This is a genomic window from Desulfoferrobacter suflitae (assembly GCF_022603395.1).
Taxonomy (GTDB): Bacteria; Desulfobacterota; Syntrophobacteria; order Syntrophobacterales; family Syntrophobacteraceae; genus Desulfoferrobacter; species Desulfoferrobacter suflitae.
Genome location: NZ_JAIBKA010000015.1, coordinates 31,478 through 44,312, shown reverse-complemented (window position 1 = coordinate 44,312; position 12,835 = coordinate 31,478). Strand labels below are relative to the sequence as shown.

Sequence of the window (12,835 nt, the reverse complement as noted above, 5' to 3'; positions counted from 1 at the left end):
GAGAGTGATCCGGTTGGATTGAAGGGTTTCAGCATGAATGCAGTCAATCATGAAAATGGAGAGCCGCTTCGCGGGGCCATTGTGGGCTTCGGCAATGCGGCGATCTATGCCCACCTGCCCGCCTGGCAGGTGAGTGAGCATTTTACCATTGAGGCGATAGTAGAGCCCGATCCGCAAAGAGCTCAGATGGCGCGCCGGCTGCTGCCCGAGGCACGTGTGTACGCAACCGTCAATGCATTGTTGAACAACGGCAGACTGGACTTTGTCGATATTTGTACTCCTCCCTGCCACCATGTCGATCTGGTTATGGCGGCATGTCAGTCCAAGCTTCACGTATTTTGTGAAAAGCCCCTGGCTGCATCCCTTGAGAGCCTGCGCGCCATGCAGGCGGTGGCAAGCCGCGAGGAGCGGGTTGTTTTTACGGTCAACAATTGGAAGTATGCGCCCCTCTGGTTGAAAACAACCGAACTGGTGTGCGCTGGACAAATCGGCACCGTTCGCTCGGTTTCCTTGAATGTTTTGCGACCTTCCAATTCGGGCGGTGGAGCTGCCGACTGGAGAAAACGTCTGGATGTGGCCTGGGGAGGAATCCTTATAGATCACGGCTGGCATAATCTCTACGTGCTCCTTTCCCTGTTGCGCGAGCCGCCGCTGCTGGTATCGGCCAGGATGGAGACACCCGGAGCGGCTCACAATTGCTGCGAAGAGGCGGTGGATCTGTCCGTGCTTTTTCGCCAGGCGGAAGCCCGCCTGCACCTGACCTGGCAGGCCGACTGCCGGCGCAACTTCGGGGAGATTGTCGGGGATAAGGGGACCATTTTTGTCAACGATGATCATATAATCCTGGAGTGCCGGAATAGATCTCCCGTCAGGTTTGATTTTGCCGAAGCGCTGTCCGCCGGGTCGCATCATCCGGAATGGATGGCGCCGGTGATCGACAATTTTCATCGCGAAATCAAAAATGTGCATGAACGGGGCGTCAATCTGATGGAGGCCCAATGGTGCACCCAGTTGATTCAACTGGCCTATCAGTCGAATCGCGAAGCGTCGCGGCCGATTGAACTGCTCAAGCCGGATCCGACGGCGCTGGCGTGGTGCGCATAGTCAGCGACTAAGTGCATGAAAAAATTTCATATATTTAGTATTGGGACGGGCTTGCTTTTGCTCATCTTCCTCATGTGGAAGATCGGTATCTCCGCCCTGTGGCACGAGCTCACGCTGCTGGGTTGGGGGCTGGTGCCGCTGATACTGATCGAAGGGATCGCTGACATTTTTCACGCCCTCGGGTGGCGCTATTGTCTCAGCGGCCCTCACAGGTCATTGCCCTTCGTGCGCATTTTCAGAATCCGCATGGCCGGATTCGCCATCAATCATCTGACGCCCACCGCCAGTTTGGGCGGAGAAGTCACCAAAGGGGCGCTCCTCTCGCTGGACCACAAGAGCCCCGAAGCGGTAACGGGCGTTCTCATCGGCAAGCTCTCATTTGCCCTCTCGCAATTGCTCTTTGTCGCCTTCGGCTCGCTCCTGGTGCTGTCACGCATCCGGCTTCCAGCGGCTTTGTGGATTGGAATGCTGCTCAGCAGTGCGTTGTTATTAATCGGAATCATTGGATTTTTGCTTGTCCAAAAATATGGCAAGCTGGGCGCACTGATTCGCTGGCTGGTGTCGCACAGAATAGGGGGCAATCCTTTGCGCAGAGTGAGCCACGAGATCAACGAGGTGGACAATGCCCTCAGGCTTTTTTATCAGACTCATCCAGCCAGCTTGCCGGTGGCCGTATTCTGGCATATTGTGGGATTCGGGGTTGGCATTATCAAGACCTGGTATTTCCTCACGCTGCTGGGTGCTGAAGCGTCCATGCCGGTAGCGGCCGGCATCTGGTTTCTGGGGACCTGGTTTGATCTGCTGATCTTTGCCATACCCTTCAATTTGGGCGTTCAGGAAGGGAGCCGGGTCATCGCGTTCAAGGCGCTTGGCTTTGATTTGGTTACCGGCATGACCTATGGGGTAACGCTGCGTCTGGAGCAGATTTTTTGGGCCTTGTTCGGCCTCATCAATTATATCTTTTTGCTGTCAGAAAAGAGGCAGGGAAGCTCACTTGCTGTCACAGGGCAGAGTTCCGCATTGGCTTTCTGGGGATACAAAAGAGGAAGGGAATGACCAGACCAAAGTTCGAAAAAGATGGGCAGGTTCGATGGTTGGCTATTTATTTATCTGTGATCATGGTTACGCTGATCACAACGCTGCAGGGAAGCGCTCTCGCCAAGAAAGGAGCGGCCGCGCCTGAGAAGAAGGTTCTGACACTGCAGGAAATCCAGGACCTAGTGCTGGCCAGAAGTCCATATATTGAAATCGGCCAGAGTGAAGTCATGGCGGCAAAAAGTGATCTCAGGCAAGTGGAATCGGCCTATTTCCCGCAACTGGATGCGACGCTGGTGACAGGGCCCGCAGCGGATGCGGATGAGCCCCGGGTAGAGAACGGAAAGATTATTGACCCGTCGCCGGGCGGAATTTTTGATCTGGGCATTTTCGGTCGTATTGACATCACCATCTCCCAGCCGTTGTACACCTTCGGCAAGCTGTCCAATCGCCGAGAGGCGGCGTTGCGCGGGGTAAAAGCCAAACAGTTGGGGATTGATCAGAAGCGCGCGGAACTGATATTCCGCGTCAAGCAACTCTATTATGCCATGGTGCTGGCGGAGCAGGGATTAGGTGTGGCCGATGAGGCCGAGGGCTATTTCCAGGACATTCGTGTGCGCATAGAAAACCTGATGGAACTGGGCGCCACCCATGTGGATGAAAGCGATCTATACATGATTGATGCATACAGCGCCCAGGCCAAGGGCTTCAAGGCGGAAGCCCAGAAGGGTCGTCAAGTGGCCTATTTTGCACTCAAATCGCTCATGGGCATGGCGGCTTCGGAAGATTTCACCCTTGCCCAGGAGTCTCTGCCTGAACGACAGCTGGACTTGCAGGCCCAGGAGGAATATGTGGCTAAAGCTCTGGAACAGCGTCCCGAGATGAAACAACTCAAGCAAGGTATTGAAGCCCAGAAATTTCTGTGGGAAGCTGCCAAGAGTGATCTTTATCCATCCTTTTTTTTCGCGGTGATTGCTTCAGTTGCGGGCGCTCCAGGACGTGACCAGTTTGATACGCCCTATTTTACAGATGAATTCAACCATGAGTACGCCGGTTTTTTTGCAGGGCTCCAGTGGCACTTTGATTTTGGAATTCAACAGGCCAAAGTGGATAAGGAACGGGCGGAATACAGCAAGTTATTGAACACGAAAGCGGATGCGGAGAAGAACATCCCGATCCAGGTTGCCAATGTGTATCAGGAAGTGGTACAATATGCCACTTCGGTGAAGGCATATGAGGAGGCTGCATCTGCATCCAGAAAGTGGGTGGTTGTAGCCTTTTCTAATTTTGACATGGGAATCGGCACGGCCCAACGGATCTTCGAGGCGATCGAAAAATACGGGCAGAATCGAGGCAGCTACATCGAGGCCTTGTACAACTACAACGTGGGCTTGGCCCAACTGGAATATGTTGTGGGTACTCTGGCGGAATAGCTGGTTCCCATCCGGAAACCGCACCAGTAATTTTTTCTCCCATGGGGAGAGAGGAATTGTGGGGAAACCGTCATACCCACATACCCATACGGGAGGCGGCCCGTTGCCGAAAATGTGCGGCAGCCGGGCGCTTGTTCCTGAACAAGGCATGGAAATGAGGTGTACGGTACTCTTAAAGAGGAGCAGATATGAAGATGCGACTGATGATACTAGCTGTTTTGGTGGTTTTTTTCATGTGCGGAGCAATCCGTTCCAGGGCGGGTGCGGAAGAGCCAACGGAGCGCATCCGTGCCATGTTGGAAGAAATCATGACGATTCAAACCGATCCCCAGCTGGAAGGTTCCGAGCATCGTGAAGAAAGACGGGCTGCCATCAAGCAGATTATAGGTGAAAACATCGACTTTGATGCCATGGCGCAGATAGCCCTTGATAAACAATGGCGGAATCTGAGCTTAGCCCAGCGCAACGAGTTCAAACAGATCTTTCGGGACCTTTTCCAGGACTCCTATTCGCGTTTGGTGTTGAATTTCATCAAGCGGGAGAAAGTCCTCTACCCTAAAGAGGATGTGCGCAGGGACAGTGCTACGGTGAGCACGGTGATTGTCAGGGCCAACGATGAGATCACCGTCGATTATTCTCTGTCCAAAAGGGCGACAGACTGGCTGGTCGATGACGTCAAGGTCGACGGGGTCAGCATAGCGGGAAATTACCGAAATGCTTTTGACAGGGTCATCAAGAAGGAATCCTTTGAAGCTCTGTTGAACAGAATGCGCCTTCAACAAAAGGCCATCGCCAAGTCCCCCTGAAAGGTGTTCCGGATGGCAAACAATGGTTGTGGTCTATTGCCCGCAGGGATCAGCGCGGCTGGGCACGAAACAGAAGGGTCTTTGAGCGGGGGTTAGATGGCCAGAAAACTCAGCGTTACTGAACTGATAGGCGGCGGAGGCAGGTTCTTTGAGTATCTGATGTGCGGCGGCATGTTCAATATCAATTTAGAGGTCACCAAGCGTTGCAATGCGCGCTGTGACTTCTGTGACTACTGGAAGGTCAAGCCGCCCGCTGAGCTCGCGGACTATGTCCCCGTCGTCAAGAAGCTCAATCCCTTGTCCGTTGGTTTGACGGGAGGAGAGCCTTTGCTGCGCAGCGATCTGGCTGATTTGATCGCAGGCTTGCGCAATAATTTCAAATTTCTCCACATCGGCCTGATCACCAACGGTGCACTGCTCACGCACGAACGGGGCCTCGAGCTGTGGCGGGCAGGGCTGGACGGGCTGTCGCTGTCGCTCGACTATCTGGATGAGAGACATGACCGGGAAAGAGGGTTGCCCGGTCTCACCAGGCATATCTTGGCGGTGGTTCCTGAACTGCGCAAGGCAGGGGTGAGCCTGTGCTTCAATGTTGTGATGAAGAAAGAGAATTATGCCGAGATGCCCCGGATCATTCGACGGGCCCATGAGATGGGAGTCAAGGTTTCGCTCAGTACCTATAATTGCTGGCGAATCAACAACGAAACACACATGATTGATGCCGATGAGTTGAATCGACTGGGTGAGGTGATAGCGGAAGTGAAACGCCTCAAGAGTGAACTTGGCAATGTGACCACCGGGGATTTTTATTTGAATCGCGTGGCAGAGTTTGTCGCCAGGAGAAATGTGCCCGGTTGCACGGCCGGGCTGAACTGGGTTCAGGTCACCCCCGACGGCATGATCAAGCGCTGTTCGGACCATCCCCCAGCGTGTCATTACAGCCAATGGAGAAAATCTTTTTTTGCGCCGACCGACTGCGGTCAATGCTGGTATTCATGCCGCGGGGCGGCACAGGAACCGTGGTCCGTCAGCCGCTTTATCTCCGAAGCGAGGCAGGCGCTGTAGGTCTGCACTGCAGCGGCAGGCACCGCCGCCTGGCTTGCCAATGGGGATGTTCCTGGCACAGCTCCACACCCATCGAGTGCCCAAAATGCAGTGGACGGACTTGCGAAGGTACAGGCGTAGAAGGTTGGGTTGAGTCACGCATTTCGCGTGACTCAACCCAACGAGTACGTTAGCTGGCCCAGCCCAGGTTGGATTTCGCTGCGCTCAATCCACAACCTGCGGAATTCGGCCACTTAATTGTGTGTCACTGTACTTGGGCTGCTTCCTTGCCGGGCCTGGAAGTCAGGAGCCACAGTCCCACAGCGAACAGGTAAGTGCCCACTGCAGCCCCGAGCAAAAACCACTCCAGATGATCAATCAAAGCGAGCAGGAGCACCAGATACGCGAAGTCTCTATTGCTCAACATCTTCATCAAACGCACCAGTTTGGGGGACTGTTTGAAGGTTTTCGGATCCACGCGCTTGATGCATTGATAAACCGCCACGGCGGCAACGGCGAACCCTCCCAGGAGAAACCACAGAGCCCAGAGGTAGAGGCGGTTTCCGCTACCGTTGTACAATCCAAATGCAATGCCCGCAAAGACGGCAACATGCACCAAGTTGTCCGTGGTTATGTCGAGGTAATGGCCGAATCGGCTTTCCATCAGCTTCAGGCGGGCGACCTCCCCGTCAACACCGTCCACAATGACGCAGAACACGAACAGCATCGCTCCCACCAGATGTGCCCAGTAATTTGCCAGCGACAACAGCAGCGCGCCGGTCAATCCGATGGACACGCCAATCAAGGTGACCTGATTGGGGGTGATCCCGGTGCGCACCAGCTTTCGGCTAAAGAACCGGGAGATACGCCGATCAAAGTGACGCGCCATGAAACCGTCGCTTTGCGCGGTCTGAGCGGCCAGCACTCCGATTAATTTCTCTTCGGCGGCGCCGGCATCGTTTTCCCGGGAGTCGACGAGTCGCGGCAGGCCATTGCGACCGGGGAAGCTCACCACGTTGCGCAGTAAGGATTCTGCCCCGGTTGCCGACGGGACCCACAGCGCTTCCAGTATCTCAGAAAGATGGTCCGGATGTGACATATAGATGCCATCCGGCGTGCCGTTGGAGGCCAGTTCCATGCGGGCCGTGCGGACGCTTTGGGCGCCCTCGAGAAACTCACTCAGGGACAGGCGGTCAATAACGACATCGGCCTTAAGGATTAACACTCGCTCCTGTTCATTCAAGTTCATCTGTTGCAGGACGTCCTTGGCCTGTGCCGGCTCTTCAGCGGTATGCAGGGAACTGCCCGGCAGCAGGTCGGATACTGCCGAGGCGATGGAGTTGATACGTCCTACGATGTGCACGTTGTCGAATCCAAGCCTGGTCGCAAGCAGGATCAGTCTGCGTATGTTGGGCACGCGGAAAACAGGTTGCAGTCCATTGTCATTGGAGGCGATGATCAGTGCGGTCTTCATCAATTGCGCATCCTTTATCGAGTTCAAGGGGGAATGAAAGCCTGGCAAATCCAGTGGATACTGGTCAAGCTCGCTTCTCAACTATTTGCCGCCCGCTTTCTGCCGCGCAAAGAAGGCTTCCAGGGCCTGTCTATGTTCGGGACTGTAATGGCACAGTGCTTGAAAAGCGGCGGAGAGCTCCAAGGTGTCCTGCAGGGTTTTGTTCTGGGCAAGGTAGAGAAGGCGCTTGGCCATTCGCAGTATCTTGCCGGGCTGCCTGGCAATTTCTTCGGCGAGCTGACGCGCCCGGGCCGGCAGTTGCTCGGAAGGCACCACCTCGTTGACCAGGCCGATGCGCAGGGCTTCGGCGGCATCCACGATTCTGCTGGTGAAGGTCAGTTCGCAGGCCTTGGCAAATCCGACGATTCTCGGCAGAAAAAAAGCGCCGCCATCCCCGGGTATCAATCCGACGGATACGAAGGTTTCCCCAAATCGGGCGGATTCTGCCGCAATGCGCATATCGCACATGCATGCCAGATCGCAGCCTGCGCCGATGGCAGGTCCATTGACGGCGGCAATGGTCGGCACGTCCAATCTGTTGAAAGCCAGAGGTATACGCTGTATGCCCTTGCGGTAGTTGTCGCGCAGTTGCTCGGGGTTGCCGGAGAACATGCCCTTGCGTTCGTGCATGTCTTTGACATTGCCTCCTGCCGAAAAGCAGGTTCCAGCACCGGTGACCACCAGGACCCTGATCGCTTCATCCGCCTGCACCGTATCACAGACATTGACAATTTCCTCGATCATCACATCGCTGGTGATGGCGTTGCGGATATCAGGACGATTGAGAGTCAGGTAAGCGATCGCACCATCTCGTCGAAAAATGATTTCACTGTAGTCCATTGCGTCTCTCCATGTTGTGTAGGCTTCGCGGTTGTTTTACCTTATTTCCGGTTCTTGCGGGCGAGGCGTTTCTTCGGGTCGGTCGTTGTCACTTTGTTGCATCAGCGGTTGGATGATCTTCAGTGGAAGCTCCAGAGTTTTTTTCATGAGACCGAGCAGTTCTGATCCGACGGCGGTTGGCGACAGCGGTATAACGACGGGGTTCTCCAGGTCACCGGTAACCTGGACCGGAACAGAGACGATCGTGCCCAGGATTCCACCGACCACAGGGATATGGTTCATGATCACATTGAAGGTCTTGAGGGGCGCCACCAGGAAGGTGAGATTAATGCTCCTGCTGGTGAGATCAACACTGCCCCGGCCAACCATCTCGAGGGACGTGCCTTTGATAATGGCCTCGGCGATATCCATCCTGCCGTCGTTCAGAGTCCCTTCAATTTGCACGGAATCGTACCCGAACCCCTCTTGTGCCAAATCAGGCAGCCTGCCGCGAAATATTTCGGTAAAGTTCAATACCGAAAAAATTTTCTCCAGCAAGCCGAACCGATAAATGCGGCCGTTATCGGAATGAAAGTCAAATTCTCCCGAGAGGGTCTTGATGAACCGGTTGTCCGAAAGATATCCTTTCATATCTGCGTCAAAGCTGTAGTCACCTACCATCAGGCCGTTGTTGTCCCACAGGCAAACCAGGGTTTCTTTCAATTGCAGGTTGTGGGCCTGTGGCGTGAACTCGACGGTTGTTTTCTTTTGATGGGAAATCTTTAGCAGGCCGGGAAGAGAAATTCCGCAAAGTTTGGCGTTGGTCACGCGCACCTGGCTTTCCTGGGGCATCAACAGGATACTCGCTTCAAGAGGTTGCAGAGTATAGTGCTCGAAGGCAAAAAAATCCGCAACAAAGCGAATCTCTCCGAGGATGTGCAGTCGCTCCAACTGGCTCGATGCGGCTGCACTGTGCCTGGTTGCCTGGAAAATCTTGCTGATGCTGCTCCAGTCAATGCCGCCGGACTTGACATCGAGGTCGAGCAGAAATCCATCCCTGGAAAAAACGACCGATCCATTGGTCTCCAGTTTGTTATCTTCCCAAAGGATCGTCGCGGCATCCACCTGAATGCTTTTCCCATTGGCATGGATCGAGAAGTTTTGAATTTGCTCCAACCCGGTGATCGCCGGAAAGTTGATCCTCTCTCCCTGCAGGCTGCCTTGTGCGGTGGAGGCCATATACTGGGTGAAAAAAAAGTGAGCGGTGAAATCCCCGTTGATCCAGCCCCAGAGCATATCATTGTTTTGCAGAAGCTGATCCACAGTGTTTTTGGTCAATTTCCCGGAAAAGGTCAACTCTAATGCTTCCGGCTTAAGATCTGCCGATATGAGTGCATTGGATTCGGCATCCTGGATGAGCAGCTTGTTGATGGAAAGATAATCTTCCTTTTGCCAGGTTTGATCGATGGTCACTTTGGGTCCGTTGTTGGGCGTCACAACACCCATGAAAGTCGTTTTGACATCCCTTTCCCAGATCAGGTGCCCATCGGCGACTACGAGAGGAGGCCGAAAATAGAATGCTGCAGGAAGATTGCTCAGCCCGGCGATCCATTTGATGGTCTTGGCGCCCAGTTGGCCACCTATTTTCAAATCGGCTGCAAGCAGTCCCTTTCTGAATTCATCCAACTCTGCAGTGGCCTTAAAAGCGGCATCGAGCAGACGGCCCCGCGTGTCGGTTAACACGAGCTTGTCTGGAACTCCCCTGAACTTCCCGTTGGATATCATCAGGGTATCGGGAAAGGAGGTCCATTGGACGGCCAAGTCCTGCATCGTTCCGCTTGTTTCGAACTGCCATGTTGCGGGTTGCAGCAAAGGCCCGGTCAACGTCAGCCTGGCCACCTCGATGCGGCCGTTCTCGAACTTGAATTCCTTGAGTATTCTCCTCGGTGTGGCATACGAGGTGATCCAGGGGTAGACTTCGTCAACGGACAGATTGACATTGGCGGCTTCAACCTGGAGATGGAACCGGTCGCTCCAGCCCAGCGCCGCCGAAAATGCCGAGAAGGTCGATTTCCCCAAAGTTCCGCTCAGGTCTTTTGCGGATACCGTTTCCTCGATGCCGTCATAGGAAAACTCGCCGTTTGTGATCTCCAGAGGATAAGGCAGCCTTGCATAAGCCGCGTTCAACTTGATGTCCTTGACATCGACGAGGGCTTTGACCGAATCGAGGCTCTCGCCCAGGATCAGTCTGCCCGTTGCGGTTCCGGCAAGCGATTGGATGTGCTCCATTTCCTGGTCAAACAGAGCGTTGTTCACCACTCTCACCAGAATCGGGGGCAGTTGCGCCAGGTCCGCATCTATGATGATGTCCAGGTGGAATGGAGCGTCACCGCCTGTCAGGCCCAGGCGCAGATAGGCATCCGTGCCGGTAGAGTTTTCCAGGCGTGCCCTCAATTTGTCACCCTGTAAAATTCCCCGGGAAATGTCCACTTCACCGAAAACTTCCGTTAAATCAAGTTCCGCAGCCGGCACAAAAATCTTCCCGTTGTGCATGCTGCCGACGATATGAATGTTTTCCGCCTTTCCCAAGTCACGTGCGGAACTTCCATGCGTGGAAAAGGTGATTTCCGGTACTGTGCCGCCTCGAACGATCTGGAATATTTTTCGGACAACTGAAAATCTGCCAAGAAGTGCCAGTGCTGCCTGCCTTGTGGCGTCGGCGTCGAGCTCGGTTGCTTTGAGTGCCAGTTGATAGCGGCAGGGGTTGTGGTGGCGCAAAAATTGGCCTGAAAGGTTGAGCCGGGGATAGTTTAACCGCAGCTCGGCCAAATCGATGGTGAGCCCGTCTTTATCCAGATCTAAGCTTGCCTGCAAATTTTCGCAGTCAATTCTCACCGTTTCGTCCTGCTGAACAATTTGCAGTCGCGGGGCCGTCCCTTGGAAGTCCAAATGCAGCGTCTCGAGATTCTTTGATGCAAACTCAACATTCAGGTTCACACTGCTGTTTGCCATGGTGGTCGAGAGGGGGGGCGCGACCCACTGCCCAAGGACTTGTGGTTGCAGGTCATCGACCTGGAGTAGGCCCCGTGTGGTCAAATCGGATCCCACCTCAACCGTCGCGGTGAAAGATTTCCATAGGCCGGAGCGGCATGTGAGTTGGATGCGAAATCCAGCCGGCGGGAGTTGGATGCTGCCATTGATGGAAGCAATATGGAGAGGCGGCTTGTTTTCCGCTGCAATGGTTACGCTTCCGTTTTCGATCTCAAGGAAGAGAGCAGGGGCGTACAGAGTGGACAAACCCAAAGCTGCAGTCAATTGTTCCCGGAGCCTTGCCATCATCGGCCGGCGGGGAGTGGTTTCCCCACCGGCGGCGGATTCTTCAGCCATCCACACGGCCAAATCTGGAGCCACCAGCCGCATCCTGGTCAGCTTCACTTGACCCCGCATGAGGGGAAAAATCTGTGGATAGGCGATCAATGATTCCAGACTTCCTGCAAAGCGATTTTCTTTGGCGACCTGCATTTTCCGAATGGTCAGGTGTGGTGCGGGGAGCAAAGCAACGTCGATCTTTTCGCCGCTCACGCGCCCGCCAATTTTTCGGGAAAGGTCGTCGAGGATGCTGTCCTTAATGGGCTGCAGATTGATTATCATGGGCAGACAAGCAAGCCCAAGCAAGAGCAGGAGGGCAAGGGCAGCTGCGAGGCCTGCTCCCCAGGCCCACTTATTTTTCTTGATCTTCATGCTGGAGCTCCGGCATTGACAACGCCCTTGCTGACAAAAGCCGCCCACCTGTAAACTCAAAGGTTCTCCCGTGTACGGCAAAGCCCGCGATGACAGTTTTCATCTCGGGTTTGCCGCGGGAGACCCGGGTACTCTGATTTGCTGCTTTCAGGCAAGCAGACAGGGTTGTTTAACGCCCTTGCTAAAAATACCGGAACCGGATGCAGAGCAGGCCAGGGGGCGCTGAAAGCGGGAGATCCGCTTATTCGCTGACCAGCCTGATATCTTTAATGACAACGGACTTTACGGGTACGTCTTGATGCGGCCCCATACTCTTTGTCTCGACCTTCTCAATGCGATCGACAACGTCCATCCCCTCCACCACTTTTCCAAAGACGGCGTACCCGTACCCCTTGGGAGTTTTGTCCTGATGATCGAGGAAGTCATTGTCGGCGACATTGATAAAAAACTGCGATGTGGCACTGTCCACCACGTTGGTTCGAGCCATCGCAATGGTTCCGCGCTCATTTTTGAGCTCGGCGGCGGCTTCATTTTTGATGGGCGAGCGAGTCGCTTTAGGTTTGAGATTTGCGTCCAGTCCCCCCCCCTGTATCATGAATCCGTCGATCACCCGGTGAAAGACGGTGCCCTTATAGTACCCTTCTTCAGCGTAGCTGATAAAGTTTTTCACAGTGATCGGTGCCTTGTCCGCCCAAAGCTCAACCTTTATTGCACCTTCACTGGTCTCGATGACTGCCATGGGATTTTCCGTGGTTGGTTTCATGCCCTTTTCTCCCGCAGTTCCACTGTTGCCGGTGGAACAGATGATTATAATCACAATAAGGCTTCTTAACATCAAGCTCAACAGCATCAGCCCTGATCCTCTCTTTTATGCGCCCTCGGCAGTGCAGCGGGCGCGTTACCCATGAAGGTCGACCAGCAAAAAGGCCGGAGGCGATCCCCGGCCCGATGTTTATGTGTTTTGTCAACAATCAACAAGATGGAGGAGGGCGAAATCTAGCCAACCTTTTGTACGTTGACCGCTTGAGGTCCTTTGGAGCCCTGTTCCACATCGAACTGCACGCGTTCGCCTTCACTCAAAGAACGGAACCCGCTGCCTTCGATGGAGCTGTAATGAACAAAGACATCGCCCTGGCCCTCGGTTTCGATAAAGCCATATCCCTTTTTGTCATTGAACCACTTCACTCGGCCTTCAGTCACTCTTCATCCCTCCTTTCCAAACAGAATGTAAGGTGCTTGTCGGGACGTTATGAAGAGCTGCTGTGAAACCGCCGAGTTCAGGCACAAGACCGATTTCGTAAGGGCTCTAAGACACGAAACCCAACGAGCCTGTTGGCTTT

At 54.3% G+C, this 12,835-nt stretch carries 10 protein-coding genes; 5 read left to right on the top strand and 5 right to left on the bottom strand.

Annotated elements, in window-relative coordinates; genetic code table 11:
• The first annotated feature begins 33 nt into the window (after window positions 1-33).
• The 5 genes from K1V27_RS20390 to K1V27_RS20370 all read left to right on the top strand — a co-directional run bounded on the left by K1V27_RS20390 (window position 34) and on the right by K1V27_RS20370 (window position 5,443).
• Window positions 34-1,104, top strand: coding sequence for a Gfo/Idh/MocA family protein (locus K1V27_RS20390; protein WP_258932043.1), 1,071 nt, complete (start codon window positions 34-36; stop codon window positions 1,102-1,104).
• 15 nt (window positions 1,105-1,119) lie between these two features.
• Window positions 1,120-2,160: a flippase-like domain-containing protein gene (locus tag K1V27_RS20385; RefSeq protein ID WP_258932042.1), complete on the top strand. Its 1,041-nt coding sequence runs from the start codon at window positions 1,120-1,122 to the stop codon at window positions 2,158-2,160.
• The gene (locus K1V27_RS20380; RefSeq protein WP_258932041.1) at window positions 2,157-3,572 is read left to right on the top strand and encodes a TolC family protein; all 1,416 of its coding nucleotides are present in this window, start codon (window positions 2,157-2,159) and stop codon (window positions 3,570-3,572) included. Before K1V27_RS20385 ends, K1V27_RS20380 begins: the two co-directional genes overlap by 4 nt.
• 188 nt (window positions 3,573-3,760) lie before the next feature.
• Window positions 3,761-4,378, top strand: coding sequence for an MlaC/ttg2D family ABC transporter substrate-binding protein (locus K1V27_RS20375; protein ID WP_258932038.1), 618 nt, complete (start codon window positions 3,761-3,763; stop codon window positions 4,376-4,378).
• A 96-nt stretch (window positions 4,379-4,474) separates the two neighbouring features.
• On the top strand, window positions 4,475-5,443 hold the full coding sequence (locus tag K1V27_RS20370) for a radical SAM protein (RefSeq protein ID WP_258932035.1): 969 nt from the start codon (window positions 4,475-4,477) through the stop codon (window positions 5,441-5,443).
• Window positions 5,444-5,687: 244 nt separating this feature from the next.
• On the opposite strand, the gene K1V27_RS20365 is transcribed toward K1V27_RS20370, so the two are convergent.
• From K1V27_RS20365 to K1V27_RS20345, 5 genes are all read right to left on the bottom strand, one after another.
• Window positions 5,688-6,896: a CDP-alcohol phosphatidyltransferase family protein gene (locus tag K1V27_RS20365; RefSeq protein ID WP_258932030.1), complete on the bottom strand. Its 1,209-nt coding sequence runs from the start codon at window positions 6,894-6,896 to the stop codon at window positions 5,688-5,690.
• An 81-nt stretch (window positions 6,897-6,977) separates the two neighbouring features.
• Window positions 6,978-7,775, bottom strand: a complete 798-nt coding sequence (locus K1V27_RS20360) for a crotonase/enoyl-CoA hydratase family protein (protein WP_258932027.1) — start codon at window positions 7,773-7,775, stop codon at window positions 6,978-6,980.
• Window positions 7,776-7,811: 36 nt separating this feature from the next.
• Window positions 7,812-11,495 carry an AsmA-like C-terminal region-containing protein gene (locus tag K1V27_RS20355; protein ID WP_258932022.1) on the bottom strand — a complete coding sequence of 1,228 codons (3,684 nt, stop codon included), beginning with the start codon at window positions 11,493-11,495 and terminating at the stop codon, window positions 7,812-7,814.
• Window positions 11,496-11,736: 241 nt separating this feature from the next.
• Window positions 11,737-12,258, bottom strand: a complete 522-nt coding sequence (locus K1V27_RS20350) for a peptidylprolyl isomerase (RefSeq protein WP_309574034.1) — start codon at window positions 12,256-12,258, stop codon at window positions 11,737-11,739.
• A 233-nt stretch (window positions 12,259-12,491) separates the two neighbouring features.
• Entirely contained in the window at window positions 12,492-12,695 is a 204-nt protein-coding gene (locus K1V27_RS20345) for a cold-shock protein (RefSeq protein WP_258932017.1), read from the bottom strand.
• Window positions 12,696-12,835 lie beyond the last annotated feature (140 nt).

Excerpts from the sequence above, each read along its gene's own strand:
- K1V27_RS20370 (WP_258932035.1), top strand. The coding sequence starts at position 4,475 with ATGGCCAGAAAACTCAGCGTTACTGAACTGATAGGCGGCGGAGGCAGG.
- K1V27_RS20360 (WP_258932027.1), bottom strand. The coding sequence starts at position 7,775 with ATGGACTACAGTGAAATCATTTTTCGACGAGATGGTGCGATCGCTTAC.
- K1V27_RS20355 (WP_258932022.1), bottom strand. The coding sequence starts at position 11,495 with ATGAAGATCAAGAAAAATAAGTGGGCCTGGGGAGCAGGCCTCGCAGCT.
- K1V27_RS20365 (WP_258932030.1), bottom strand. The coding sequence starts at position 6,896 with ATGAAGACCGCACTGATCATCGCCTCCAATGACAATGGACTGCAACCT.
- K1V27_RS20385 (WP_258932042.1), top strand. The coding sequence starts at position 1,120 with ATGAAAAAATTTCATATATTTAGTATTGGGACGGGCTTGCTTTTGCTC.
- K1V27_RS20390 (WP_258932043.1), top strand. The coding sequence starts at position 34 with ATGAATGCAGTCAATCATGAAAATGGAGAGCCGCTTCGCGGGGCCATT.
- K1V27_RS20375 (WP_258932038.1), top strand. The coding sequence starts at position 3,761 with ATGAAGATGCGACTGATGATACTAGCTGTTTTGGTGGTTTTTTTCATG.
- K1V27_RS20380 (WP_258932041.1), top strand. The coding sequence starts at position 2,157 with ATGACCAGACCAAAGTTCGAAAAAGATGGGCAGGTTCGATGGTTGGCT.
- K1V27_RS20350 (WP_309574034.1), bottom strand. The coding sequence starts at position 12,258 with ATGAAACCAACCACGGAAAATCCCATGGCAGTCATCGAGACCAGTGAA.